At 53.7% G+C, this 24,442-nt stretch carries 25 protein-coding genes; 13 read left to right on the top strand and 12 right to left on the bottom strand.

Translation table 11 applies throughout. From position 1 onward, the window contains the following. Positions 1–10: 10 nt before the first annotated feature. The gene (locus MT343_RS18150; protein WP_145467828.1) at positions 11–430 is read right to left on the bottom strand and encodes a MarR family winged helix-turn-helix transcriptional regulator; all 420 of its coding nucleotides are present in this window, start codon (positions 428–430) and stop codon (positions 11–13) included. 181 nt (positions 431–611) lie between these two features. Between MT343_RS18150 and MT343_RS18145 the strand changes: the two genes are divergently transcribed. Then, positions 612–1,217 carry an outer membrane beta-barrel protein gene (locus tag MT343_RS18145; RefSeq protein ID WP_145467830.1) on the top strand — a complete coding sequence of 202 codons (606 nt, stop codon included), beginning with the start codon at positions 612–614 and terminating at the stop codon, positions 1,215–1,217. 68 nt (positions 1,218–1,285) lie between these two features. Here MT343_RS18145 and eat read toward each other — a convergent pair whose 3' ends face one another. The 3 genes from eat to MT343_RS18130 are packed head-to-tail and all read right to left on the bottom strand — an operon-like array spanning position 1,286 to position 5,144. Beyond that, complete coding sequence (eat, locus tag MT343_RS18140) at positions 1,286–2,716, bottom strand: ethanolamine permease (RefSeq protein ID WP_145467832.1); 1,431 nt, start codon at positions 2,714–2,716, stop codon at positions 1,286–1,288. 54 nt (positions 2,717–2,770) lie between these two features. Beyond that, positions 2,771–3,724: an ethanolamine ammonia-lyase subunit EutC gene (gene eutC, locus MT343_RS18135; protein WP_145467834.1), complete on the bottom strand. Its 954-nt coding sequence runs from the start codon at positions 3,722–3,724 to the stop codon at positions 2,771–2,773. Further along, complete coding sequence (locus tag MT343_RS18130; protein ID WP_145467836.1) at positions 3,717–5,144, bottom strand: ethanolamine ammonia-lyase subunit EutB; 1,428 nt, start codon at positions 5,142–5,144, stop codon at positions 3,717–3,719. Before MT343_RS18130 ends, eutC begins: the two co-directional genes overlap by 8 nt. A gap of 228 nt (positions 5,145–5,372) precedes the next feature. On the opposite strand from MT343_RS18130, the gene MT343_RS18125 reads away from it, so the two are divergent. Next, positions 5,373–6,398 (top strand): helix-turn-helix domain-containing protein, encoded by a 1,026-nt coding sequence (locus tag MT343_RS18125; RefSeq protein ID WP_368666035.1) that lies wholly within the window; start codon positions 5,373–5,375, stop codon positions 6,396–6,398. 7 nt (positions 6,399–6,405) lie between these two features. Here the strand turns inward: MT343_RS18125 and MT343_RS18120 are convergent, their stop codons facing one another. From MT343_RS18120 to MT343_RS18110, 3 genes are all read right to left on the bottom strand, one after another. Beyond that, on the bottom strand, positions 6,406–6,729 hold the full coding sequence (locus tag MT343_RS18120) for a hypothetical protein (protein ID WP_145467838.1): 324 nt from the start codon (positions 6,727–6,729) through the stop codon (positions 6,406–6,408). Positions 6,730–7,111: 382 nt separating this feature from the next. Continuing rightward, positions 7,112–7,531 (bottom strand): hypothetical protein, encoded by a 420-nt coding sequence (locus MT343_RS18115; RefSeq protein WP_145467840.1) that lies wholly within the window; start codon positions 7,529–7,531, stop codon positions 7,112–7,114. Further along, entirely contained in the window at positions 7,528–8,688 is a 1,161-nt protein-coding gene (locus tag MT343_RS18110) for a helix-turn-helix domain-containing protein (RefSeq protein WP_145467842.1), read from the bottom strand. Before MT343_RS18110 ends, MT343_RS18115 begins: the two co-directional genes overlap by 4 nt. Positions 8,689–8,864: 176 nt before the next feature. On the opposite strand from MT343_RS18110, the gene MT343_RS18105 reads away from it, so the two are divergent. From MT343_RS18105 to MT343_RS18060, 10 genes are all read left to right on the top strand, one after another. After that, positions 8,865–11,360 carry a penicillin acylase family protein gene (locus MT343_RS18105; RefSeq protein ID WP_145467844.1) on the top strand — a complete coding sequence of 832 codons (2,496 nt, stop codon included), beginning with the start codon at positions 8,865–8,867 and terminating at the stop codon, positions 11,358–11,360. 383 nt (positions 11,361–11,743) lie between these two features. Next, the gene (locus MT343_RS18100; protein ID WP_222428502.1) at positions 11,744–12,073 is read left to right on the top strand and encodes a c-type cytochrome; all 330 of its coding nucleotides are present in this window, start codon (positions 11,744–11,746) and stop codon (positions 12,071–12,073) included. A 50-nt stretch (positions 12,074–12,123) separates the two neighbouring features. Continuing rightward, positions 12,124–13,272, top strand: a complete 1,149-nt coding sequence (locus tag MT343_RS18095) for a cytochrome D1 domain-containing protein (protein WP_222428504.1) — start codon at positions 12,124–12,126, stop codon at positions 13,270–13,272. Positions 13,273–13,284: 12 nt separating this feature from the next. Then, positions 13,285–13,779, top strand: a complete 495-nt coding sequence (locus MT343_RS18090; protein ID WP_145467848.1) for an Lrp/AsnC family transcriptional regulator — start codon at positions 13,285–13,287, stop codon at positions 13,777–13,779. Next, a complete protein-coding gene (gene ahbB, locus MT343_RS18085) occupies positions 13,757–14,266 on the top strand; it encodes a siroheme decarboxylase subunit beta (protein ID WP_222428505.1) in 510 nt (169 codons plus the stop codon). The genes MT343_RS18090 and ahbB (MT343_RS18085) overlap by 23 nt, the downstream gene beginning before the upstream one ends. Further along, positions 14,256–14,729 carry an Lrp/AsnC family transcriptional regulator gene (locus tag MT343_RS18080; protein WP_145467850.1) on the top strand — a complete coding sequence of 158 codons (474 nt, stop codon included), beginning with the start codon at positions 14,256–14,258 and terminating at the stop codon, positions 14,727–14,729. The genes ahbB (MT343_RS18085) and MT343_RS18080 overlap by 11 nt, the downstream gene beginning before the upstream one ends. Beyond that, complete coding sequence (ahbB, locus tag MT343_RS18075; RefSeq protein WP_145467852.1) at positions 14,704–15,219, top strand: siroheme decarboxylase subunit beta; 516 nt, start codon at positions 14,704–14,706, stop codon at positions 15,217–15,219. The genes MT343_RS18080 and ahbB (MT343_RS18075) overlap by 26 nt, the downstream gene beginning before the upstream one ends. Before the next feature lie 12 nt (positions 15,220–15,231). Beyond that, positions 15,232–16,410, top strand: a complete 1,179-nt coding sequence (nirJ, locus tag MT343_RS18070; RefSeq protein WP_145467854.1) for a heme d1 biosynthesis radical SAM protein NirJ — start codon at positions 15,232–15,234, stop codon at positions 16,408–16,410. 13 nt (positions 16,411–16,423) lie between these two features. Beyond that, a complete protein-coding gene (gene cobA / locus MT343_RS18065; RefSeq protein WP_243989431.1) occupies positions 16,424–17,242 on the top strand; it encodes a uroporphyrinogen-III C-methyltransferase in 819 nt (272 codons plus the stop codon). After that, positions 17,236–18,738 carry a cytochrome D1 domain-containing protein gene (locus MT343_RS18060; protein ID WP_145467858.1) on the top strand — a complete coding sequence of 501 codons (1,503 nt, stop codon included), beginning with the start codon at positions 17,236–17,238 and terminating at the stop codon, positions 18,736–18,738. Before cobA ends, MT343_RS18060 begins: the two co-directional genes overlap by 7 nt. Before the next feature lie 59 nt (positions 18,739–18,797). Here MT343_RS18060 and dauA read toward each other — a convergent pair whose 3' ends face one another. The 5 genes from dauA to MT343_RS18035 all read right to left on the bottom strand — a co-directional run bounded on the left by dauA (position 18,798) and on the right by MT343_RS18035 (position 23,269). Continuing rightward, positions 18,798–20,501: a C4-dicarboxylic acid transporter DauA gene (gene dauA, locus MT343_RS18055; RefSeq protein WP_145467860.1), complete on the bottom strand. Its 1,704-nt coding sequence runs from the start codon at positions 20,499–20,501 to the stop codon at positions 18,798–18,800. 106 nt (positions 20,502–20,607) lie between these two features. After that, positions 20,608–20,919, bottom strand: a complete 312-nt coding sequence (locus MT343_RS18050; RefSeq protein WP_145467862.1) for a DUF167 family protein — start codon at positions 20,917–20,919, stop codon at positions 20,608–20,610. Beyond that, positions 20,916–21,503: a YggT family protein gene (locus MT343_RS18045; RefSeq protein WP_145467864.1), complete on the bottom strand. Its 588-nt coding sequence runs from the start codon at positions 21,501–21,503 to the stop codon at positions 20,916–20,918. The genes MT343_RS18050 and MT343_RS18045 overlap by 4 nt, the downstream gene beginning before the upstream one ends. Before the next feature lie 137 nt (positions 21,504–21,640). Then, positions 21,641–22,462, bottom strand: coding sequence for a pyrroline-5-carboxylate reductase (gene proC, locus MT343_RS18040; protein WP_145467866.1), 822 nt, complete (start codon positions 22,460–22,462; stop codon positions 21,641–21,643). A 105-nt stretch (positions 22,463–22,567) separates the two neighbouring features. Further along, the gene (locus tag MT343_RS18035) at positions 22,568–23,269 is read right to left on the bottom strand and encodes a YggS family pyridoxal phosphate-dependent enzyme (RefSeq protein ID WP_145467868.1); all 702 of its coding nucleotides are present in this window, start codon (positions 23,267–23,269) and stop codon (positions 22,568–22,570) included. 127 nt (positions 23,270–23,396) lie between these two features. Here MT343_RS18035 and MT343_RS18030 point away from each other — a divergent pair, with 127 nt between their 5' ends. Then, entirely contained in the window at positions 23,397–24,431 is a 1,035-nt protein-coding gene (locus MT343_RS18030; RefSeq protein WP_145467870.1) for a type IV pilus twitching motility protein PilT, read from the top strand. Positions 24,432–24,442 lie beyond the last annotated feature (11 nt).

Below are 24,442 nucleotides of genomic sequence, written 5' to 3'. Positions count from 1 at the left end.
CAAATTTTTTTTAGCTGCGCAGGGTGAGAATAGCGTCGGCGACCTGCAACAGCTGTGCAGAAAGCTCGTCACCAAGGTGCTGGGAAATGCCGCTCTGTGCCTGTTTCCAGCGAATTTTTGCCTTATTAAACAAGGCTTTACCTTCGTCGGTCAGAGACACCAGAGTTACCCGGCCATCATCGGGGCTGGGATTGGTCTGAACATAGCCGCTGCGGATCAGCGGTTTCAGATTACGCGTCAGGGTGGTTTGCTGCAGCACCAGAACTTCCTGCAGTTCTTTCTGTGATGGGTTTTTCAGCATCGACAGCACACGCAGAACAGAGAACTGCGCAATGGTAATACCCAGATCGCGCAGGCTGTTGTCGTAGTAGCTGGTCAGAACCCGGTCGGCCTGGCGCAGCTTGAGGTTAAAGCAGGGAGTAATATTCATAAGAGTATCCGGCTGCAGAACACAGCAATCATAGCTCAGACAAGCAGGCTCTGTCAGCGCACTTTCGGTGCATGATCGGGGCTCCCCGGAAAAGAAGAAAACGGATAAAGACTTTCTATTTTCTGAAATATTCGTACCCTATGCTGCTTAAATCCAACAATGATGGACAGAGTACAAGGGAATGAAAAAAAGCCTGCTGACTTTATTACTGGCCTCGGCCACAACACTGGCGTATGCCGATACAGATTCTGCGGTTGACGCGGAAAGCACTACCGCAACAAAGCAAGGCTTAGGGTTCAGCTTCAGTGCTGACCTGATGGCGGGTGGTGATAAGTTGGCGGAGATGGAATACGAACGTGGCACGTCTAGCGATATTAATGCCGGTGCCGGTATTAACCTTGGTGCCGGTGTGTATTACACCCTGAACCAGTTTCGTGCTGAAGCCCGCCTGAACTGGCTGAGTGATTCTGCCAATGGTCTGGATGACGACAACGATCCGGTTACCATTGAGTTTTCGACCTATCCGCTGGATCTGATGCTGCACTACCAGCTGGGCAAGCACAGTCTGGGAGCTGGCCTGACGTATCATATGAATCCGAAACTGGATATGGACGGCACAGAGTATACCTTTGATTCACCGACCGGCAGTCTGATCGAATACCAGTACCACCTGAATCCGCGTTTTGCCATCAGTGCCAAATACCAGAACATTGAATATTACTATCAGCCTGCTGATGCCACCTTTGATGGCTCAGGGCTGGGTATCGGAATTTCTTTCCAGCTTTAATCCTGCTTTTTGCAGATATAAAAAAACGCAGCCAATGGCTGCGTTTTTTTATTTTCAGATGGTTGTTATTACACCGTCTGGGCGGTTGCAGAGTTTTCTGCGTTTTCTTCCGGGTATAAATCCGCTTCGGCCTGTTCCAGCATGGCGAATTCTTCTTCGGCAGTTTTGGCCACCAGATGGTTTTTGCTGTAACCAAAATAATAGGCTGCACCAATCACAAAGAGGATCAGCGTGTAGAAGAAGGCGCGCGGGTCGAAGGCATACACACCGGTTAATGCAATCAGCGACAGCAGCAGGGCAATACCGGAGGTAAATACACCACCCGGTGTTTTATACGGACGCACCAGCTCAGGCTGTTTAACGCGCAGCATAATATGGCTCAGTGCCATCAGGGCGTAAGACACGGTTGCGCCAACCACAGCCATGGCCAGCATCAGGTCGCCTTCACCGCTCAGCGAGGCAGCAAAACCCAGTACGCCAGGAACGATCAGGGCACGCGCCGGTACTTTACGTTCTGTGGTTACCGACAGGCTTTGTGGTAAATAGCCGGCACGCGACAGGGCAAATACCAGACGGCTGTAGCCGTAAATAATGGAGAAGAAGGATGCAATTAAACCGACCAGACCCAGTACGTTAACGACGGTAGCCAGTTGGCTGTTACCGGTTGCATTCAGGGCATCCACCAGAGGTACGGCACTTGCGCCCATTGCCTGTGCACCAGCCGCGCCCGGAATTAACAGCACAACCAGCAGGGCGGTAAACAGCAGGAAAACCATGGCGCCGATAATACCTTTAGGTACATCTTTGGCCGGGTCTTTGGATTCTTCGGCGGCCAGTGGCACACCTTCTACCGCCAGGAATAACCACATAGCAAAAGGCAGTGCGGCCCATACACCGTACCAGCCCAGTGGCAGCATGGCCGAAGCGCCTTCGCTGGCGGCAATATCAAACAGGTTGGCGCTGTCAAAATTACCGATTAAAGCAATCGCGGTGGCAATAATGGCCAGTACAGCCAGACCGGAAATCACCATCATCACTTTTAATGCTTCGCCCACACCGGCCAGATGAATACCGATAAAGACTAAATAAAAGGCGGCATACACCCAGGGGCCATTAAAGCCGAGTAAAGCTTCAACCGCCGAACCGATAAAGATCACAATCGCCGCCGGCGCCAGTGCATATTCAATTAATACCGCAAGGCCGGTTAAATAACCGCCTGCCGGGCCCATTGCCTGACGGGCAAAACTGTAACCGCCACCGGCGGCCGGAATAGCCGCCGACATTTCAGCCAGTGACAGCACCAGGGTAAAATACATCACCGCCATTAACAGCGCGGCGATGGCAAAACCCCCCCAGCCTGCCTGAGCGATACCAAAGTTCCAGCCGGCAAAATCACCGGAAATTACATAAGAAACCCCGAGACCGGCGAGAAGAATCCAGCCGGCGGTGCCTTTTTTCAGTTGCCGTTTGGCAAGGTAGTCCTGATGGGATGTGGACATGGTATTACCTCATACGTTGAATAAATGGTGTTTTCTCAAACAGAAAAAATACAATCAGCCGAGCAGAAAATTTTTCGTCTCTGCCGCGGGGGAAGAGGCGGGTTTTATTGTTGTATGCTCATCCGGAAAATCGGGCTGATGATCAATGGTCGCCGCTTGTGCGGTACTTTCTGACAGGCTGTCTGCGGGGCCGGTCAGCGAGCCGCTGCGGTCTTTAAGTTGTACGCCGGATAGCTGCAGCCGGCGTGATTCGCGCAGTAAATAACCGGCCTTATGGGCCGCTTCGCTGAAGTTCAGGCCTTCTGGCCGAACGTTGGAAATACAATTACGGCGGGCATCGGTCAGGCCGCGCACCGGTGCCCAGGTGAGATATAACCCCAGACTATCGGGAGAACTTAACCCCGGCCGTTCGCCAATTAATACCAGTACGGTTTTAGCATTTAATAATTCGCCGGCATCATCACCGACTGCGACCCGACCCTGTTCTACCAGGGTAATGGGGGCAAGCTTCCACGGCTGTTTATCGGCCTGTAACTCTTCACATAAGGCCTGAATAAAAGGCACGGCGTTATGGGCAATAGCAGTGGCGGATAAACCGTCGGCAATGACCAGCGCCAGATCGAAGGGCTGTTCCGGCGTTTGCTGCTCCTGCTGCAGTAATACCCGTGATGCTTCATCCAGACGGCGGCCTAAATCGGGGCGCTGCAAATAGGTCATACGGTCAACGGCTTCGCTGTGCAGCTTTAATGGCGGCTCGTCGCTTAACAGCGGATACTGTTCGGCCAGGGTTTCCAGCTGTTGTGTCAGCGCCGGAAAATCCAGCGGCGTATGCACGGCGTCGCGCGCCTGAGCGTGAGCTAACTGAAATTCCAGCATTTCTTTGGTGGGCAGGCTGACACCGCTGCGCCCGAGGCCAATACGCGCTGCGGTAAACTGGCGCAGGCGACGCCATGGGTTATCTATAACACCGTTCCAGTCGTCGTTGTGGATATCTGGCTGATCAACCATTGGACACCTCCGATGCTGAATTACCGGCCGGTAATGTTTTTAATGACGCCGCAAACGCCGGTGGTAATGCATCGTTTAAGCAGGCACCGGCGGCGTTGCTCATAATCTGCATTTTTTCCAGCCAGGCTTCGAATTCCGGCGATGGCCCGAGGCCAAGAACACGGCGTGCAGATAACGCGTCGTGGAATGAGGTGGTCTGATAATTGAGCATAATGTCGTCGGAGCCGGGAATGCCCATCACAAACGAACAACCGGCAGCGCCCAGTAAGGTCAGCAGGTTATCCATATCGTTCTGATCGGCTTCGGCGTGGTTGGTGTAGCAAACGTCACAGCCCATTGGCAGGCCGAGTAATTTGGCGCAGAAATGATCTTCCAGACCGGCGCGGATAATTTCTTTACCGTCGAATAAATATTCCGGGCCAATAAAACCCACCACGGTATTCACCAGCAGCGGATTAAATTTGCGCGCTACGGCATAGGCGCGGGTCTCGCAGGTTTGCTGATCCAGCCCGTGGTGAGCATTGGCTGATAATGCGCTGCCCTGACCGGTTTCAAAATACATCACGTTATTGCCCACGGTGCCGCGCTGTAATGACAGTGCGGCCTGCTCGGCTTCGGCCAGTGTGGCTAAATTAAAACCAAAGCTGGAGTTGGTGGCCTCGGTGCCGCCAATCGACTGAAATACCAGATCGACCGGTGCGCCCTGTTCGATGCATTCCAGCGTATTGGTGACATGGGTCAGCACACAGGACTGGGTTGGAATTTCGTATTTGCTGATGACTTCATCCATTAATTTCATCAGCCGGGTGGCTTGGGCAACGTTGTCGGTGGCCGGGTTAATACCAATCACCGCATCGCCGCTGCCATACAGCAGACCATCGAGAATACTGGCGGCAATACCATTCATATCGTCGGTCGGATGATTCGGCTGCAGACGTGTCGCCAGACGCTTGGGTAAACCAATGGTGCTGCGGAAAGCGGTAATAACACGGCATTTTTGCGCGACCAGAATTAAATCCTGATTGCGCATGATTTTACTCACCGCCGCAGCCATTTCCGGCGTAATACCGTTGCGGATACTGGCCAGCATGTCGCTGCTGGCCAGATCTGAAAGCAGCCAGTTACGGAAATCACCCACGGTAAAATGACTGATGGGTGCAAATGCCAGCGCATCGTGTTCGTCGATAATTAAACGGGTTACTTCATCCTGTTCGTAAGGAATTAATACCTCGTTAAGAAAATTTTTCAGTGGCACCTCGGCCAGCGCCATCTGTGCCACGGCACGTTCTTCAGCGGAACGGGCAATCACCCCGGCCAGACGGTCGCCGGAGCGGGCAGGGGTTGCTCTGGCCATCAGGTCGGCCAGATTACGGAATTCGTAAGTCTTGCTACCCAGAGAGTAGCGATACGCTTTATGCATAGCGGTTTCCTGAAACAATGACGTGTTGCGGCGGGCAATAAGATGGGCCCGGCCGGAACAGATATTGCTGACGCAGATACTGCTGGCAGCCTTATCCTTTATGAACAACTCAGCGAATAGCGTTCCGGCGGCCTATCGAATTTTGGCAAATATGGTTTTTGTTATTTAAATCAGCGGATTAATGATGGTAAAAGCTTATAGATCACGAGCTGGTAACACAGGACTATTGTGAAAGCGTCACCATTCTTCCCAGTCGCATCTGATAGTGCGCACAGTAATGTAGCGATGCAGCATGCAACCGCCCCTGATTGGTGCATAACCGAAGCAACCGATGCGGACGAGCACGCCCACAACCTGCGAGACTGGCAACAGGAGTACGACCAGCTCAGCGACGGTGCTTTTTATGGCCGCATCGACGAACTGGCGCTGGAGCATTTGCAGGTATTCCGTGAACACACCAGCCAGGCGCTGCGCCAGCAGTGCAACGTCTGGCCGGATTCCGTCTGGCTGGGATTCGCTGCCGGCGAACAGGACTGCCGTATTAACGGCCAGGAAGTAGCCAGCAACGAATTAATGTGCCGGCCGGGAAACACCGGCTTTGAATTAGTAACACCGCAAAGCTTTGATATTTACGGCATCGTGGTCAGCCAGCAGGCGCTGACACAGTGTGCTGAGGCACAGGGCATTAACCTTGATGCGCGCTTATGGCAATCACCACGGCGCGGCTGGCAGGAACAAAAACTCAACGCCCTGCGCTATGTATTACAGCGTTTACTGGCACCGAAACACAGCGGTCTGGCCGGGCCATTACAGCAGGACATGCTGTTAATGGCCGTACTCGAAGTACTGCAACAACCAGACAACAACAGTAGTACGCTGCCGGCCTATGCACGGCGTAAAGCGGTGGTTGACCGGGTAAAAGATTTCCTCGCCGCCAACCCCAATGCACCGGTCACCATGACCGAACTGTGCGAATTAACCCATGTAAGCCGCCGCACCCTGCAATACAGTTTTGAAAATATTCTGGGCATTAGCCCGTTACGTTATTTACGCGTATCACGCTTAAATTCTGTACGTCGTGCACTGTCACAGCCCGATGCCATTCTTGATGTTGAACAGGACGACGTAACCGTGCAGCGCATTGCCAGCCACTGGGGCTTCTGGCACGCCGGCCAGTTTGCCCATGACTACAAACAACTGTTTGGTGAAAACCCGTCGGAGACATTAAAGCGCGGGTTTATGGGGAGGGGGTAGGTTTTAGTCAGGAAGCTGGCCCTTCAATACGTAGCCAGCCCTGTTGTTCACAGTAGTCTGCGAACTCCCGGTAATTTTCATTTATCCACATTTCATCCGGGTGATCATGAAAGCCCATAATGCCAACATTTCCATCACGGATTTCGAAGTCAATACATTCCCGGATTTCTTTTTGAGTAAGCTTCCCCTGATCTGAAAAATCAGTAATCAGATGCTTATTCATCAGAACTTTCGGGTCTTGAGAAACTTCGATCGCGCGCAAGCAAATGCTGCGGTAGTTTTTGGGAAGTACGGGGATAAGATTGAATGTAGGTTTTGGTTTTCGGAACATATTTTTAATCCCCTGACTCAGGCGGAATGGATCGATATCCGCACGCTTTAATTATTAAGATATGCTGATCCCGTAAATTAATCCCGATACTTTTTCAAAATAAGAAGGCGAAGGTTGGTACGAAGCAGAACTTCGCTATCCCTCGCTGGAAAACGAGCTTTACAGATTTGTTGACGGGACGATGCTGTACGGCATTCAGTTTAGAGTAAGTAAAAATGAGCGAATTCTGGTCGCGGATAAGATCCGCTCCTACATGGCAGAGCCTGATTCTGTATCCGATATTGCGTCCGACTTTATGCGCCTGAATGTATGCGTCTGGGCCCGCTGCAGCGAACGATCATTTTTCTGCCCCGCCGATATTATTACAGAGCTAGGGCCTGTTTCACTGAGTGTCAACAGGCCCTAGTATCTGCATTACCACCCATGGGTAGGTGATCAGCAGCAACAGCGCGATACTCAGGTAATTGCCATTGGCCGGGTTAAAGTCCCGGCCGATTTTTTCCCAGCTCAGTTTCATTACCCGTCGTCCAATCAGTACATCAAACAGCGCCATAAATGCCGCCAGTATGACACCCGCCAGCAACAGGCCTGCGGCAGAGTTCAGGCTGGTTTTGGGAATCATCCAGGAGCACAACAGAAGCGCTAACAGTGAACCAGTAATGGCGCTGATTTTAAGGGCGGTTTTTTTACCCAGCCGCGGCACCAGCACCGCAGCTCTGACAATTCCCTGCAGCGTCTCTGCACTGGCCAGCAATACACATAGCAGCAGGATCAGGGCCAGATCATGAAATATCAGGGTCATGATTGGTGCCTTTTGCGGAACTCACTGGGAGTAACACCGCTCAGGCGGCGGAATGCGGTGTTAAAGGTCGACTTCGAATTAAACCCTACATCAAAACAAATGCGTGACACCGGCGTATCGCTGTTGCGCAGTGCCTGTTGTGCGGCATCAATCCGGTAGCGGTTGAGCCAGTCGTAAAAATTACTGCCCGAACACTGGTTAATGGCCGCCGATGCCTGATGGGTGGTCATGCCACACATGGCGGCCAGTTTGCCGAGCGACAGTTCGTTATCGCGGAATGCGCCATTGGCCAGTGCCTGCTGCAGCTCGGCGAAGAGTTCCTGCTGGGCATTGTTGGCGGTAGCTGCGCTGGTATCGGCTGGTGTGACGTTGCTGCTGTCCGGGTCTGCGCTGCCCGGGTCTGTGTTGTCTGGTTTGGATGACGTTGCCAATGGCTGACGTGGTGGCAGGCTTTGCGGCAGCTGGGCGTGGCTGAGCATCAGATACAGCAGGTAGGCGCTGGTCGGCGCGAGGGCAAAGGCCACCGACAGATTCCAGCCAAAGCCCTGGCTGAGCAGAATACGGCCCAGCAACGAGAGGGCAATAATCAGTTGTACGGTCTGCAGTTTATTAATCCAGCTGCCGAGTCTGGCTTTGCGTCCCTGGTAGCCCAGAGTGCGCTGCCGCCACCAGTACAGCAGGCTGAGTCCGGCGATAATGGCGAGGTAGTCGTTGCCGTAAGGGGCCAGTGGTTGCCACAGGCTTTCGTCGATCCGTACTTTCAGCATCCAGTCGATGCGTTCGGCCGCGGGCAGGTTCCAGTAAGGAACGTCCATTAATGCGACGATGAAGGCCGGAGATAAGTGCAGCAGCATTTGTCTGCGCGGGTGAAAAATATTGTCGCCCTGCAGCGCGCGCTGATAGCCATACAATGTGAGTGGCAGCAGCACAACCAGTGGATCGATCAGTTTCAGAAAGAACGGCCAGCGCAGAAACATATCGGTGGCGTGATAGAGAAACTCCAGCGATTGCAGCATCACCAGTGTTGCCAGCCCCAAAAGCCAGGCGATGGTCAGGCGGGTGTGGGCATGATTTACCATCCAGCTCAGGGTGGCCAGCAGCAGTACACTGCTGAGGCACAGTCCGATCAGCGCTGCTGCGCCTGCTTCGTAGTTCATCAATACCTCTCAGAGAGACCAACTAAAGTTCGGATAGATCGAACCGTACGTGTAAGTGTTTGTTTTTAAAGTTATTTTTCTTTGGTGTCGGATCTATCGATACGGACGATCCTGTTGTCGTTCCGGCGTCTAATACTATTTCCTGTCACATAATCATAACAAGTGAGGAAACCCCGATGCATTTAGGCAGTGTCCTGAAGAAGCCCGGCCTGTACGCGCTGAGCGCATTAAGCTGCGCCTTATTAACAGGCTGCAATGACGATAAGAGCAATGCAAGCCATTCCTACGAAGCACAGATCACCTATACCGCCCATGGTGTGCCGCATATTGAGGCCAAAGACTATCCCAGTCTGGGTTACGGTATCGGTTATGCGCAGGCCAGAGAAAACCTCTGCACCCTGTCCGAACAACTGCTGAAGCTTAAATCACAGAAGTCCGAATACTTTGGCGCCGGTAGCGGCAATGCCAATCTGCTGTCGGATCTGGGCTACAAAGCCATGGATTATCCGGCTGAAGCCGCCCAGCTGTACAGTGGTTTATCAGCAACGACCAGAGGGCTGCTGCAGGGCTATGCTGCCGGCTTTAACCGCTCGCTGAGTGAGCGTGCCGGTCCGCAGGAATATCCGTCGCCGTGTCGCGGTGCTGACTGGGTAACCAGCATTACGGCGCAGGATCTGCTCGCTTATCAGTTGGATCTGGCGGGGCTGTCGAGTGCTCGTAACTTCCTCGCGGCGATGGCTGCGGCACAGCCGCCGGTCGCTACGGTTGCTGCGGTCGACAGTGCACAACTGGATGCCGGTCATGTTTTTACCTCTGAAGGTATTGGCAGTAATGGCTGGGCGCTGGGCAGTGATCGTGTTGATGGCGCGAGCTCTGCGCTGTTAGGAAACCCTCACTTCCCATGGGACGGCGAGCTGCGCTTTTACCAGCAACACCTGACCATTCCCGGTGAGCTGGATGTTAACGGCGTAGGCATGGTGGGTCTGCCAGCGGTGGTGATCGGCTACAACCAGAATCTGGGCTGGACGCACACCGTGTCGCAGTCGAAGCGCTTTACCCTGTATCAGCTGGAGCTCGATCCGGCCGATCCGCTGCGCTACAAGTTTGATGGTGAATACCGCGAGCTCAGCAGCAAAACCGTCACGGTAAAAGTGAAGCAGGGCGACGGCTCGCTGGTGGATGTGCCGCACACCCTGTACTTCAGCCATTTTGGGCCGATGGTGAATCTGGCGTCACTGTCTCCGGCACTGGGCTGGACAACCAGTTCGGCCGTCACCTTCCGCGATGCCAACGCCGGTAACACCCGCATGCTGGAACAGTGGATCGCAATGGATAAAGCGAAAAACCGCGAAGAATTCTTCCAGGCCTTTGCCGATCATCAGGGCATTCCGTGGGTAAATACCCTGATGATTGCCGACGACGGCACGGCTTCTTATATCGACGGCACTCAGGTACCGCAGCTCAGCCCACAGGCTGAAGCTTACTGGGGTATGGCATCCCAGAGCCCGCAGTTAGCACCGATCTGGCAGGACGGCGCCGGCAGCGTGCTGTTACCGGGTAATAACTCACTGTACGAGTGGGTCGACACGGGTGATGCCGGAGCGCCGGGTCTGGTGCCGTTCAGCAAGGCGCCACAGGTTACGCGCAGCGACTATGTATACAACGCCAACAGCAGCCACTGGCTGACCAACGTGGCTGAACCTCTGACCGGCTACAGCCTGATGTACGGCCCGGAGCAGATTGTGCGCAGCCCGCGTACCCGCTACAACGCCCAGCTGATCAGCGATATGTCGGGAACCGGTCTGGCCGGTGCTGATAACCGCTTTACCCTGAGTGAGCTGGAAACCGTACTGACCCATAACGGCTCGCTGTTTGGCGGTGACTTCCGCAACGAACTGGTAACCCGCTGTACCAACCACAACAGCATTCAGGTAAACGGCTCGGCGTTTGATTTAACCGCCGCCTGTACCGCGCTGGCCAACTGGGATGGTAAGTACAACCTGAACAGCACCGGTGCGCAGGTGATGCGTGAATTCCTCGCGGCTTTCCGTGTTTCCGGTCACCGTGATTTGTCTGACAGCCTGTTCGCCGTACCTTTCAGTGCCCAGCAGGCAGCAACCACGCCGTCTGGTCTGGTGGCGATTGACGCCGGTGATGTTGATAACGACCCGGTACTGCAGGCACTGGCCGCGGCGGCCAAGCGTCTGACCGATGCCGGTATTGCGCTGGATGCGACGCTGGGTTCGGTGCAGTACGTGATTAAAGCCGCAGGCAAAGATCCGATTGCGATTACCGGCGCCAACTCGTATGAAGGCGTATTTAATATGGCTTCCAGTGCGGTGCCATCACGCTCGACTTCCGAGCTGGCAACCAATCTGGTGGGCAGCAAACGCGCCGATTCGCCGCTGGTATCACTGGATGAAGACGGCACAGGTGCGACCGAGCGTTACCGCATTAACTACGGCTCCAGCTTCGTGATGGCGCTGCAATACGGTGATAACGGCCCTGAGGCAGAAATGTTCCTGAGCTACGGTCAGTCACATGATCCTGAGTCGGAATTCTTCACCGACCAGACGCTGAACTACAGCAACCTGCAGTGGCGTCCGATGCTGTTTAAAGCGGCGGATATTAGAACGCAGGCGGTAGAGACGCTGCAGTTAAAAGGTAAGTAATTACCGAGTTGTCAGACATAAAAAGCCCGCGTTAGACGCGGGCTTTTTATTGTTTGTTGTATGACTTATCTGCAATGCAGAAGTATTGATTAGCTTGTCGCCACTGAATGGCGTTTATTTTTTAAAGTCGTGTAGTGCCCCATTATTTCTGCTTACCGTAAGCCTCCATTGTTATTAATGCTTATCGCATTAGCGTAATTCAGGATTCTTCTGCAATACGCTTAGGGTAGTGATTTTCCGGATTTTGTGGAAATTAATGGGTATATAAATACCACCTGTGCGCAGATGCATGGCTTTAAGTTGTTGAGTTGAGTCAGGTTTGGAAAGAAGCAGGCTGCTAGTATCCGGAACAGTTGTTTGGATCGGGGTGCAAGGTGAACAGGATGTACGTTAACCGGATACTGCTGCTGGCACTGCTCTGTCTGCTGTTTATGCCGGCCCGGGCTGATCTTACAAAAGAACAGCAGGCAGGGCTGGTTCATCTTCTTAAACATGATTGCGGTTCATGTCATGGCATGACGCTTAAAGGCGGGCTTGGTCCCAGTCTGCTGCCGCAGGATCTGCGCAGCCGTGATCCGGATTATCTGCAACATATTATCAGCAAAGGAATAAGCGGTACGGCTATGCCGCCCTGGGAACCTTTGCTGCAGGATGATGAAATTAATTATCTGGTAAACATTATTCTCAGCCCTCTTCCGGAGACCGGACAATGAAATACTGTATTTTAATCTTAACGGTGCTTCTGAATGCTGCCTGCAGTCAAATGTCTGAAAAACCGGCAACGGTTTATGCCAGCGGTGATCTCGGCGTTATTATTGAACGGGAAAGCGGAAGTCTGGCTGTTTTTAACAGTACCGGGCAGAACCTTGTAGCGACGATTAATGGTCTGGGTGATTTATCACACGCATCGGTTGTTTTTTCCCGCGATGAACGTTTCGCCTATGTCTTCGGGCGTGATGGTGGCCTGACTAAAGTCGATCTTATTCTGAAAAAAATCGATAAGCGTATTCTGCAGAGTGGCAACAGTATTGGTGGTGCCATTTCTCAGGATGGGAAACTGATTGCCGTCTCCAATTACAGTCCCGGAGGGGTACGTGTTTTTGATGCAGAAACACTGAAACTTGTTGCTGATATTCCGGCGGTTTACACCGACGAAAGTGGCGCAGAAAAATCGTCAAAAACCGTTGGTTTGGTTGATGCGCCGGGTAACCGCTTTGTTTTCAGCCTGTTTGATGGCAATGAAATCTGGATCGCGGATTTCTCGCACTTTGCTGTTGATGGTGAGTGGGATATTCGCCGTCATAAAAATATCGGGCAAAAACCATACGACGCATTAATTACCGATAATGGCCGTTTTTATGTGGCGGGTTTGTTTGGCGAGCCCGGAATGGCACGTCTTGATCTCTGGCATCCGCAGCAGGCTCCGGTACGGGTTCTGCCGGATTATGGCAACAAGGACCAGCGCCTGCCGGTATACAAAATGCCGCATCTTGAGGGCTGGGCTCAGTCTGGTAATTATTTATTTGTACCGGGAGTCGGTCACCATCAGGTACTGGTAATTGACAGTGATACCTGGCAACAGGTGGCACATATTCCGGTTGCCGGACAACCTGTATTTGTTATGGCCCGTCCGGATGACCGTGAAATATGGGTCTCTTTTGCTTTCCCCGATAATAATCAGGTCCAGGTTCTTGATGCGGAAAACTTCAGTTTATTGCGCACCATTAATCCCGGTACTGCAGTGTTGCATATGGAATTTTCTCCCCGTGGTGAGCAGGTCTGGGTATCGGTCCGGGACGATCATCAGGTACAGCTTTATGACACTGCCACCTATGAGAAAAAAGCGACACTGCCGGTTCATAGTCCGAGTGGTATTTTTCTGACCCGCCGTGCTCATGTCATTGGTCTTTAAGAGGAGATGAGTATGACGGTTCCGGCTCTGACGGATTTACAGCGGGCCATTATTGATGGTTACCAGCAACATCTGCCGTCATCACTGACACCATATCAGGATATGGCCAGCGAACTGGGCAGCAACGAAGCCGATGTTATTGCCGCAATAGACGATTTAATTCAGCGGGGGCTGATCAGACGTCTTGGCCCGGTATTCGATCATCACCGTGCCGGAGCCAGTACGCTGGTGGCGATGGCGATTCCGGCTGACAAGCTGGAACAGGAAGCGCTCAGCCTGAATACCTTTGCTGGCATTAATCATAACTATGAGCGGGAGCATCAATACAATCTGTGGTTTGTGCTGACGGCCAGCCATGATCAGGCTTTGCAGCAACGCCTGGAAGCCATATGTGAGCGTCATCCGTGGCCGGTACTGGTGCTGCCAATGGAGCAGGCTTACCACATCAACCTCGGATTTCCGCTGAACTGGAATGGAGGCGCGGATGATGTCTGTGCAAAACGCTGAGCAACAACTGAAATTCCTGCTGCAGCAGGGATTGCCTCTCGACTCCCGCCCGTACCGGGTATTGGCGCAACAAACAGGGCTGAGTGAAGAACAGGTTCTGCAACGGATTCAGCATTGGCAACAGGAGGGGCTGATCAGACGTATGGGGGCCATCGTCGATCACCATCAGCTGGGCTACAACGCCAATGCCATGCTGGTATTTGATATTCCAACAGAGCAGGTCGATCTGGTTGGTGAAACCATTGCTGCCAGTGGCCGGGTGTCACTTTGCTACCGGCGTCCGCGGCGTCCCGGCTGGCATTACAACCTGTTCTGCATGATTCATGGCCGCTGTCGCGATCAGGTGTTGCAGCAGATTGCGCAGCTGCGCCAGAGCCTTGGCCTGTCGGTTTTCCCTTTTCAAATATTGTTCAGCCGGCAGCAGTTTAAGCAGTGTGGTGGCGACTATTTTGAGCCTGATGCAAAAGGTGCGGCCAATGGTAACTGAAACATATCAGGCGTTGCTCAGCGATGAGCTGAACCGGGCGCTGATCAACCGTTTGCAACAGGGATTACCTGTTTGTTCAGAGCCTTTTCAGCAGCTGGCGGAAGAACTTCAGACAACACCGGCGGTGATTCTGGAGCGCATAACGCAGTTTCTCGACTGCGGCCTGGCCACCCGTTTTGGCCCGATGTTTCAGATTGAGCGTGCCGGTGGCGCTTTTACGCTGGTTGCCACGCACGTCGATGAACACCGATTTGACGAGGTTGCTGCGCTTGTTAATGCCCGCCATGAAGTTGCCCATAACTACCGGCGTGAGCACTGGCTGAATATGTGGTTTGTGCTGGCCTGCGAACAGCCGCAGCAGGTTGCCTGCGTACTGGACGAGCTGGAAAAAGCCAGCGGTTGCGAAATGCTGAATTTTCCCAAGGAGCAGGAGTTTTATGTGCAGCTCTATCTGCCGGTCTGAGTCTGCGCTCAGTCCTCTGATGCAACGCCTGATGCAGCTGACCCAGCAGGGGCTGCCGCTGCATGAAAAACCCTATCTGCAGCTGGCCCGGCAGTTAGGTGTCAGTGAACAGGAGGTGCTGGATAGCCTGCAGCAAATGCAGGATAGCGGTGTGATCCGGCGTATTGCGCTGGTGCCGAATCATTACGCTATCGGCTACCGCTTTAACGGCATGAGTGTCTGGGAAATTGATCCGCAGCAGCTGTCCGCAGCCGGAGCCAGACTGGCCGCCAGTGGCTATGTCAGCCACTGCTATCAGCGTCCGGCCAAAGGTGAACAGTGGCCCTATAACCTGTTTGCCATGGTACACGGCACCAGCCGCGAACAGGTTGAAGAACTGGTGAGCCGCATCCGCGCTCTGCTGGGGGACAGCTGTCATCGCCATGATGTGCTGTACAGCAGTCAAATTCTGAAAAAAACCGGTCTTCGTCTGGCCGGCACATCGCAATAACCGGAGGTTTTTATGTTCAGACTGACTCAGCAGATGGAGTGGCTACTGTCGGATCAGCCGCTGCCTCCGGCACGCAAGCCGCCGGGCCCGGTGGTGATCTGGAATCTGATCCGGCGCTGCAATCTGACCTGTAAACACTGCTATTCAACCTCGGCTGACACCCACTTCCACGGCGAGCTGAGCACAGAAGAAGTATTCCGCACACTGGAGGATCTGCGCCAGTTTCGGGTACCGGCCCTGATACTTTCCGGCGGTGAACCGCTGATGCGGCCGGATATTTATGATATTGCGCAGAAGGCGCGTGAGCTGGGTTTTTATGTTGGATTATCCACCAATGGCACACTGATCAACCGTAACAATATTCAGCAGCTGGCGGCGGCGGGGTTTGATTACGTTGGCATCAGTCTGGACGGCGATGAAGAAACCCATGACCGCTTCCGGCAGATGAAGGGAGCTTACCGTGCCTCTCTGGATGCAATGGCACTGTGCCGTGAACACGGTATCCGGGTGGGCGGGCGCTTTACCCTGACGGAAGAAAATGCACCACAGCTGCCCGCCATGCTGGATCTTATGGATCAGCTGGATATCGACAAATTTTATTTATCCCACCTGAATTATGCCGGACGGGGAGGGCGTAACCGTAAACAGGATGCCTTCCTGAACACTACCCGCAGGGTAATGACGGATTTATTTGAACGCTGCCAGAGCGAACTTAAAGCCGGTAGAAACCGTGAGTACGTCACGGGTAATAATGATGCCGATGGTGTCTGGCTGCTTATGTGGGCACGGCAACACTACCCTGAACGTGCCGATCTGCTACAGCAGAAGCTGGTGCAGTGGGGAGGGAATTCATCCGGTGTGAATATCGCCAACATCGATAACCTTGGCCAGGTTCATCCGGACACCTTCTGGTGGAAACATAACCTCGGCAATGTCCGCGAACGCCCCTTCAGTGATATCTGGCGCAATACCACAGATCCGCTGATGCAGGGAATGCGTCAGACCCCCCGTCCGCTGGAAGGGCGCTGCGCCACCTGCCAATACCTGAATCTGTGTGGCGGAAATACCCGTGTACGTGCCTTTCAGATGACAGGAAATCCCTGGGCTGAAGATCCGGCCTGCTACCTGAGTGATGACGAAATTAATCCGCATCAGCCCGGGCAGATCCCGCTGCTGCAGGCCGAAGGATAACTGGAGACTAATTATGCACCCGCCAATCCTTAATCAGATGTTGTCCTCAGTGCCTGATGATTCACCACTGCAACCGGGCGAAGTCGCGCTGATCGGTGCCGGTCCCGGCGATCCCGGGTTGCTGACGCTAAGGGCGCTGCGCCTGCTGGCCCAGGCCGATACGGTTATTTATGACCGCCTGGTCGGTGCCGGCATCATGGCACTTCTGCCGCCGCAGTGTCAGACCATCTATGTGGGCAAAGCCGCCGGAGACCATGTTCTTCCACAGGAAGAAATCAACCAGTTGCTGGTTCGTCTGGCCCGTACCGGAAAACGTATTGTCCGCCTTAAGGGAGGGGACCCTTATATTTTTGGCCGTGGCGGGGAAGAGATTGAAGACCTGCGTCATGCCGGACTGCCTTATCGGGTCATCCCCGGCATTACCGCCGCTTCCGGCTGTGCCACATACGCCGGTATCCCGCTGACCCATCGTGATCATGCGCAAAGCTGCACGCTGGTTACCGGGCACCTGAAAAAGGATGGCGAACTTGACCTGAACTGGCAGGCGCTGGCCCAGCCCGGACAAACCCTGGTGTTTTATATGGGGGTCAACAGTGCGGTTGTTATTACTGAGAATCTGACGGCTGCTGGTCTGGCAGCAGAGACGCCGGTTGCGGTTATCGAGCGTGGCACGACACCACAACAGCGGGTTCTGCGCTCCACTCTGGACGATCTGCCACGGCTTGTTGCCAGCGAAGATATCCGTCCGCCATCACTGCTGATTATTGGCAGCGTTACGGCACTCGCCTATGACGAATTCCAGCCGGTTGTACAGGAGTCAGTCGCATGTTGAACCCTCTTTCCCGTTGGCTGCTGCCATTGCTTATCGGCAACCTGAGCATTCTGAGCTGTGTGGCGCAGACCAGCACGGCAGCAGACTCTGAGGCCCTGCAGATATATCAGGATCACTGTGCCGGTTGTCATGGTGCGCAGCGTACCGGAGTCATGGGACCGGCACTGCTGCCGGAAAGCCTGGCACGTTTGCGTAAAGCAGAGGCACTGAATGTTATGCTGCACGGTCGCGTCCTGACTCAGATGCCGGCCTTTGCCAGACAGATTCCGGAAGAAAAACTGCAGCGGCTGATTGAGCTGATTTACAGCCCGCCGGCCGAACCTCCGCGCTGGGAAGAAAAAGATATTACACAGTCGCGGGTAAGTTATCCGGTTCCTGATAACGACAAACCACTGTTCAGTGCAGACCCGCAGAATCTGTTTATTGTGGTGGAGCTGGGTGATCATTCTGCCACTCTGCTGGATGGCGATAAATTTGAAGCCATAACCCGTTTTAAAACCCGTTTCGCCCTGCATGGCGGCCCTAAATTTTCACCGGATGGGCGTTACGTTTACTTTGCTTCCCGTGATGGCTGGATCAGTAAATACGATATTTACAACATGACCTATCTCGCCGAAATCCGGGTTGGTATCAATACCCGCAATCTTGCCATCTCGGCAGATGGCCAATACCTGATCGCCGCTAACTACCTGCCGGGTAATCTGGTTTTGCTGAGCAGTAAAGATCTGAGCCTTATTAAGATTATTCCGGCCAGCAGTGGTGATACAACCTCACGTGTCAGTGCGGTATACACCGCACCACCGCGCCACAGCTTTGTTGCAGCACTGAAAGATATTGCCGAAGTCTGGGAAATTACCCCGTCAGATACCGATGCCCAAATACGCCGCATTCCGACCAGTGAATACCTGGATGACTTTTTCTTTGACCAGAATTATCAGTACCTTATCGGCTCTTCAAGAAAGGGTAACAGTGCTCAGGTCGTGAATCTGGATTCCGGTAATACGGTGGCAGACCTCAGCATAGAAGGCATGCCGCATCTGGGGTCAGGAATTACCTGGAAATACCAGGATACTGAAGTCCTTATGACGCCAAACCTGAAAGACAGCCGCTTAACCATTATTGATATGAGCAACTGGAAAACCATTCGCCAGCTTGATACTCAGGGGCCGGGTTTCTTTACCCGCAGTCATGATGGCAGTCCTTATGCCTGGTCAGATGTGTTCTTTGGTCCGCATAAAGACCTGATTAATATTATTGATAAAAAGTCACTGGAAATTGTTAAAACCCTGCGCCCCTCTCCGGGAAAAACATCCGGCCATGTCGAGTTTACCCGTGATGGTCGTTATGCCCTGCTGAGCATATGGGATGATGATGGTGAGCTGATTATTTACGATTCCAAAACACTGGAAGAGGTCAAGCGCCTGCCAATGAAAAAACCATCGGGAAAATACAATGTTTACAATAAAACCCGCTACGTCCGGGGAACAAGCCATTAGCCGGTTAATCGTGGATTAACCGGCGGATCAGCAGTGCTTAAATCGTTGGCTCTTGTTCTTTATGGTAATGAATCCTGCAGTCTCGGATAAAAAGACAATATATTATCCTGTGGCTTAAGCCCCGCGCGGGCGAGGGTTTTCAGCGGCTGAAACTGCAGGTCGGCAATACGCACTTCGGTATTGTATTTGGCGCTGGCGGCTAAAAATTTCAGCAAGGCGGCCAGGCCGCCGGCATCAATAACCGGTACGGCATCCATATACAGAATCACGGCTTTTTTATCGCGGCTGTGAATCGCCAGTTCAGAAAAAATCCGGTCAGCGGCGGCAAAAAACAGCGGCCCGTTTATTTTATAAACTGCCCAGCCAGCCGGCAGAGGTTCGCTGATTAATTTGCTGTTGTCGCTGATATCGCTGACTTTGGTCATCTCAGAAATATCGCGCATAAATAACAGTGAGGCGAGCACGATACCAACGCCGATGGCGATCACCATGTCGAACAGTACCGTCAGGCTAAGACAGGTCGCCAGCACCATAATGTCGCCCCTGGGCGCGGTGCGGAAAAAGTGCAGCACTTTATCGGCCTCACTGATATTCCACGCCACCAGTAATAACAGCGCCGCCATCGAGGCCATGGGTAAATGCGCCAGTACCGGAGCCAGTACCAGCAGACCGGCCATTACCACCAGGGCATGAACCATTGCCGCGATTGGCGTTTGTGCTCCGGCGCGGAAATTGGCGGCCGAGCGGGCAATGGCGGCGGTGGCGGTAATACCACCAAAAAATGGCACCACAATATTGCCGATGCCCTGACCCAGTAACTCGCTGTTGGCGCTGTGGCGGGTGTTGGTCATGCCATCGAGCACCACGGCGCAGAGCAGGGATTCAATCGCGCCGAGCATGGCAATGGAAAATGCTGCAGGCAGTAATAACTGCAGCAGCGACCAGGACAAACCAATCGGCTGGCCGTCGGCGCCGGGCTGTTCCCAGGGCCAGAAAAATTCCGGCAATATTGGTGGAATACCGTTGCCAACCGAACCATCCGGTAATAAATAACTGAAACGGCTGCCGATGGTGTCGACTTCGTGGCCCTGTAAGCCCAGCAGCCAGGCGGTTAATACACCAACCAGCAGTGCCGGAATATGGGGCGGCAGGCTGCTGATTTTTTTCCACAGCAGCAGAGTCGCAAAGGTGGTGATACCGACGGTCAGGCTGGCACTATCAAAGCCGGGTAACGCCTGTGCCAGGGTGTGTACTTTTTCGACATAGGTTTCCGGGTATTGAATAGTCAGCCCGAAAAAATCCTTTAATTGCAGAGTCGCAATCACGATGGCAATACCGGAGGTAAAGCCGAGGGTTACCGACTCGGGAATATATTCGATAAAACGCCCGAGGCGGGCAAAGGCCATGGCAATCAGAATCAGGCCGGATAACAGGGTGGCAATCAGCAAACCTCCGAGGCCGAACTTTTCCGCAATGGGATAAAGAATGACCACAAAGGCCGCGGTCGGGCCGGAAATGCTGAAGCGTGAGCCGCCGGTCAGGGCAATAATAAAACCGGCAATCATGGCGGTGTATAAACCGTATTGCGGTGCGACTCCGCTGGCGATTGCCAGTGCCATCGACAGCGGAATGGCGATAATACCAACGGTGATGCCGGCAATAATATCTTTGCCAAAACGTTGTGCGGTGTAGGGTGATTCTTTCAGGGATTCGCGCAGGGCATTGGCGATGCGCAGGGAAAATAAATGAGCGCGGTGCGGCATTCAGGGGCTCCCGGCAGGAGATAAGAGGGCGGCACTATAACACAAAGAGTGGGGTTTTTGTTGGGCGCAGGGTTGGAATAAGGGGCGGGAGAAGAAGGGTGCGGGATTAAGACTGTGTGATCAGGGCTTCTGCCGGCAGCCTTTGCGGTTGTGTGATGCGCACGCGTTTATGGCGATTCAGCTCGCCACTGATAATGCTGACAGCACTTTTGCTGACGCCAAACTGTTTGGCGAGAAATTTAACCAGTTCGCTGTTGGCTTTGCCTTCAACCGGTGGCGCCTGAATACGGACTTTCAGGGCATCACCGTGTAAGCCAGAGAATTCGCTTTTAGACGCTTTGGGCTGCAGGTGGCAGACGAGGAGTAAATCCCCGTCTGTCCATTGGTAATGTGCGACAGAGTGTTCGGGTGTGCTCACAGGCCGATGATCAGTCCGCGCGGAATCTGCAGCATCTGCACCAGCGGGCCAAGCAGCATTATTTCGACAATTTTAATTGCCAGAAAAACCAGAATCGGCGACAGGTCGAGGCCACCCATATCCGGCATCATTTTGCGGATAGGGCGTACGACAGGTTCGAGAATCTGGTTAATAAGAATCAGTGCCGGGTTGTAAGAGCCTGGCGCAATCCAGGAGGCAATCACGGTAATTACCAGACCCCAGAAGTAGATATTCAGCAGCAGCGCAAACAGTCCGACCGGCGCCCACAGGAGAATGTTGGCCCAGGGCAGGCCATATCCGGCAAACATAAAGATAGCGGCAAACAACAGCGCCTGAACAACATAGGCGAGTACCAGTGATGCAACGTCCAGTCCGCCAAAGCCCGGAATAATACGGCGTAACGGAATTAATACCGGATTGGTGGCTTTGACCAGAAACTGCGAAATCGGGTTGTAAAAATCGGCGCGCACCAGCTGCAGCAGAAAGCGCAGAATAATAATAAACAGCGCCATGCTGCCGATGGTATTGATCAGTAACAGTCCGACCTGAGAGAACGGTGACATGGTAACTCCGTGAATATTTAATGGCTGGCGGCCGCTTATGGCCGTCAGCCTTTAACATATAGGCGCCTCAGCGCCTTTTCCAGTCCTGACAATGGTCTTATTTGTCAGGAAACCTCAGCACACCCCGGTACGGCTATTCAGGCTTTACCCAGCTGTTCACTCAGCTCGGCGGCACGGTCGCTGGCGGCTTTTAAGGCAGCATCGACAATATCGCGCATATGGGCGGCTTCAAAAGTGGCAATAGCGCGCTCGGTGGTGCCACCCGGAGAGGTTACACGGCGGCGCAGTTCGGCCGGGCCAACATCGGATTGCATTGCCATCTGACCCGCGCCCAGTGCGGTTTGCAGGGTCAGTTTGGTTGCCGTCTGTTCGCTCAGACCAAGCTTTTTACCGGCTTCGATCATGGCTTCCATCAGCAGGAAATAATACGCCGGGCCACTGCCGGAAACAGCGGTTACGGCATCGATTTCGGCTTCGGTTTTTACCCACACGGTCAGGCCAACGGCGCGCAGCAGGGAATCGGCCTGGTTGCGCTGGTCGAGGCTGACGTCTTTGCTGCCGAGCAGGCCGGTTGCGCCCAGTCCCAGCAGAGACGGCGTGTTGGGCATGCAGCGTACGATGGCGCGGCAGCTGCTCCAGCGTGCCAGGCTGTCCATATTGATACCGGCGGCAATGGAAATCAGCAGTGGCTGACGCTTGCTCAGGGTGGCCTGCAGGGGGTCGAGAACCTCTTTCATCATCTGTGGTTTGACCGCCATGATGACGACATCGGCTTTGGCGATGGCATCAAGGTTATCGGCGTGGGTGGTTACACCGAATTCTTTTTCCAGCTTGCTGCGTTGTTCGGCGCCGGGGTCGGAAACATGAATCAGGCTGGCTTTGGTTTCGCCCTGTTTGATCAGGCCGCCAATAATGCTGGAGGCCATGTTACCGCCACCGATAAATGCGATTTGAGTCATGCTGGTTCCTTCTTTTGTATAAAGTCGCAGCGCCCGGTGTGAGCGGGTGCTGCATTAATTCTGGTCGATTATGAGCAGTTTGCCGTTTCTTCCGGCATTCCGGTATCAGTTGTTGGCAGGATAGTCGCGGGCACCAAAAATATCGGTACCGATGCGGATCTCGGTACTGCCGCAGGCTATCGCCAGCTCCAGGTCGCCGGACATACCCATTGAGAGCGTATCCATTGCCGGAAATTCTGCCGCCAGCTGCTGATACAGCGCCTGCATGGCTTCAAGCTGGGTGCGCAGGCGCTCTTCATTACCGGTCGCTTCCGGAATACACATCAGGCCGCGCAGGCACAGATTGGGCAGTTCGCTGACCAGAGTGCAGAGGGCGTGCGCTTCAGCGGGCAGCACTCCGGCTTTTTGCTCTTCGGCAGAAATATTCACCTGCACCAGTACATTCAGCGCTGGCAGGCCAGCGGGGCGTTGTTCGCTCAGGCGGCGGGCAATTTTGTCACGGTCAACGGTTTCTACCCACTGGAAGTGTTCGGCGACGGGACGCGTCTTGTTGGACTGCAGCGGGCCGATAAAATGCCATTCAATATCGGTCAGATGGCTGAGGGCAGTGATTTTGTCCATGCCGTCCTGCAGGTAGTTTTCACCAAAGCTGCGCTGGCCGAGGGCGTAGACAGCCTCGACCATAGTTGCGGGTTTGGTCTTACTGACCGCAAGCAGGCGTACACTCTGAGCAGGGCGGTTGTTTTGTGTACAGGCCTGTTGCAGGCGTTGCAGCACATTCTGGTAATTCAGTTCAAGAGTAGACATTTCAGGGGCTTGGTTTATCTTTTTGACCTGCAACCCATTCCGGGTTGGTGAATCCTGATAATATAGAAGCTTGTCGGCTGGCGCACCCTTCGCCGGGCCAGCCAGTAAAAAATAACGAGGAGTGGCTATGGATATTACTGAACTGCTTGCCTTCAGTGCCAAGCAAGGCGCGTCGGATCTGCATTTATCGGCCGGCTTGCCGCCAATGATCCGGGTTGATGGCGATGTGCGCCGTATCAACCTGCCAGCACTGGGGCATAAAGAAGTTCATAGCCTGGTGTATGACATCATGAACGATAAGCAGCGTAAGGATTTCGAAGAATTCCTTGAGACTGACTTCTCGTTCGAAGTACCGGGTGTGGCGCGTTTCCGTGTAAACGCCTTTAACCACAACCGCGGTGCCGGTGCGGTATTCCGTACCATTCCGTCGAAAGTTCTGACCATGGACCAGCTGGGCATGGGTCAGGTGTTCAAAGATCTGGCGAAGATTCCACGCGGTATCGTATTGGTTACCGGCCCGACCGGTTCCGGTAAATCGACCACGCTGGCGGCGATGATCGACTATATCAACGAAAGCAAATACGACCACATCCTCACCGTGGAAGACCCGATCGAATTCGTACACGAATCGAAAAAATCGCTGGTTAACCAGCGTGAAGTTCACCGTGACACCTTAGGCTTTAACGAAGCACTGCGTTCGGCGCTGCGTGAAGACCCGGATGTGATTCTGGTGGGTGAGATGCGTGACCTTGAAACCATCCGTCTGGCGCTGACCGCGGCAGAAACCGGTCATATTGTATTCGGCACCCTGCACACCAGCTCGGCGGCAAAAACCATCGACCGTATCGTCGACGTATTCCCGGCGGAAGAAAAATCCATGGTGCGCTCCATGCTGTCGGAATCTTTGCAGGGGGTTATTTCCCAGACTCTGCTGAAGAAGAATGGCGGCGGCCGGGTTGCGGCCCACGAAATCATGGTGGGTACACCGGCCATCCGTAACCTGATCCGTGAAGATAAAATTGCCCAGATGTATTCGGCCATTCAGACCGGTTCGGCTTACGGTATGCAGACCATGGATCAGTGCCTGCAGAACCTGTTGAACAAAGGTCTGATCAGCCGGGATGTGGCGCGTGAAAAAGCCAAAATCCCGGATAATTTCTGAGGTAACTGAAC

The sequence above is a fragment of the Venatorbacter sp. C2-1 genome (genome assembly GCF_022832715.1).
GTDB lineage: Bacteria > Pseudomonadota > Gammaproteobacteria > Pseudomonadales > Oceanobacteraceae > Venatoribacter > Venatoribacter alkanivorans.
This window is presented reverse-complemented; position numbering and strand designations above follow the sequence as displayed.

Coding starts and splice junctions, on each gene's coding strand:
- MT343_RS18150 (WP_145467828.1), bottom strand. CDS start 430: ATGAATATTACTCCCTGCTTTAACCTCAAGCTGCGCCAGGCCGACCGG.
- MT343_RS18145 (WP_145467830.1), top strand. CDS start 612: ATGAAAAAAAGCCTGCTGACTTTATTACTGGCCTCGGCCACAACACTG.
- eat (WP_145467832.1), bottom strand. CDS start 2,716: ATGTCCACATCCCATCAGGACTACCTTGCCAAACGGCAACTGAAAAAA.
- eutC (WP_145467834.1), bottom strand. CDS start 3,724: ATGGTTGATCAGCCAGATATCCACAACGACGACTGGAACGGTGTTATA.
- MT343_RS18130 (WP_145467836.1), bottom strand. CDS start 5,144: ATGCATAAAGCGTATCGCTACTCTCTGGGTAGCAAGACTTACGAATTC.
- MT343_RS18120 (WP_145467838.1), bottom strand. CDS start 6,729: ATGTTCCGAAAACCAAAACCTACATTCAATCTTATCCCCGTACTTCCC.
- MT343_RS18115 (WP_145467840.1), bottom strand. CDS start 7,531: ATGACCCTGATATTTCATGATCTGGCCCTGATCCTGCTGCTATGTGTA.
- MT343_RS18110 (WP_145467842.1), bottom strand. CDS start 8,688: ATGAACTACGAAGCAGGCGCAGCAGCGCTGATCGGACTGTGCCTCAGC.
- MT343_RS18105 (WP_145467844.1), top strand. CDS start 8,865: ATGCATTTAGGCAGTGTCCTGAAGAAGCCCGGCCTGTACGCGCTGAGC.
- MT343_RS18100 (WP_222428502.1), top strand. CDS start 11,744: ATGTACGTTAACCGGATACTGCTGCTGGCACTGCTCTGTCTGCTGTTT.
- MT343_RS18095 (WP_222428504.1), top strand. CDS start 12,124: ATGTCTGAAAAACCGGCAACGGTTTATGCCAGCGGTGATCTCGGCGTT.
- MT343_RS18090 (WP_145467848.1), top strand. CDS start 13,285: ATGACGGTTCCGGCTCTGACGGATTTACAGCGGGCCATTATTGATGGT.
- ahbB (WP_222428505.1), top strand. CDS start 13,757: ATGATGTCTGTGCAAAACGCTGAGCAACAACTGAAATTCCTGCTGCAG.
- MT343_RS18080 (WP_145467850.1), top strand. CDS start 14,256: ATGGTAACTGAAACATATCAGGCGTTGCTCAGCGATGAGCTGAACCGG.
- ahbB (WP_145467852.1), top strand. CDS start 14,704: ATGTGCAGCTCTATCTGCCGGTCTGAGTCTGCGCTCAGTCCTCTGATG.
- nirJ (WP_145467854.1), top strand. CDS start 15,232: ATGTTCAGACTGACTCAGCAGATGGAGTGGCTACTGTCGGATCAGCCG.
- cobA (WP_243989431.1), top strand. CDS start 16,424: ATGCACCCGCCAATCCTTAATCAGATGTTGTCCTCAGTGCCTGATGAT.
- MT343_RS18060 (WP_145467858.1), top strand. CDS start 17,236: ATGTTGAACCCTCTTTCCCGTTGGCTGCTGCCATTGCTTATCGGCAAC.
- dauA (WP_145467860.1), bottom strand. CDS start 20,501: ATGCCGCACCGCGCTCATTTATTTTCCCTGCGCATCGCCAATGCCCTG.
- MT343_RS18045 (WP_145467864.1), bottom strand. CDS start 21,503: ATGTCACCGTTCTCTCAGGTCGGACTGTTACTGATCAATACCATCGGC.
- proC (WP_145467866.1), bottom strand. CDS start 22,462: ATGACTCAAATCGCATTTATCGGTGGCGGTAACATGGCCTCCAGCATT.
- MT343_RS18035 (WP_145467868.1), bottom strand. CDS start 23,269: ATGTCTACTCTTGAACTGAATTACCAGAATGTGCTGCAACGCCTGCAA.
- MT343_RS18030 (WP_145467870.1), top strand. CDS start 23,397: ATGGATATTACTGAACTGCTTGCCTTCAGTGCCAAGCAAGGCGCGTCG.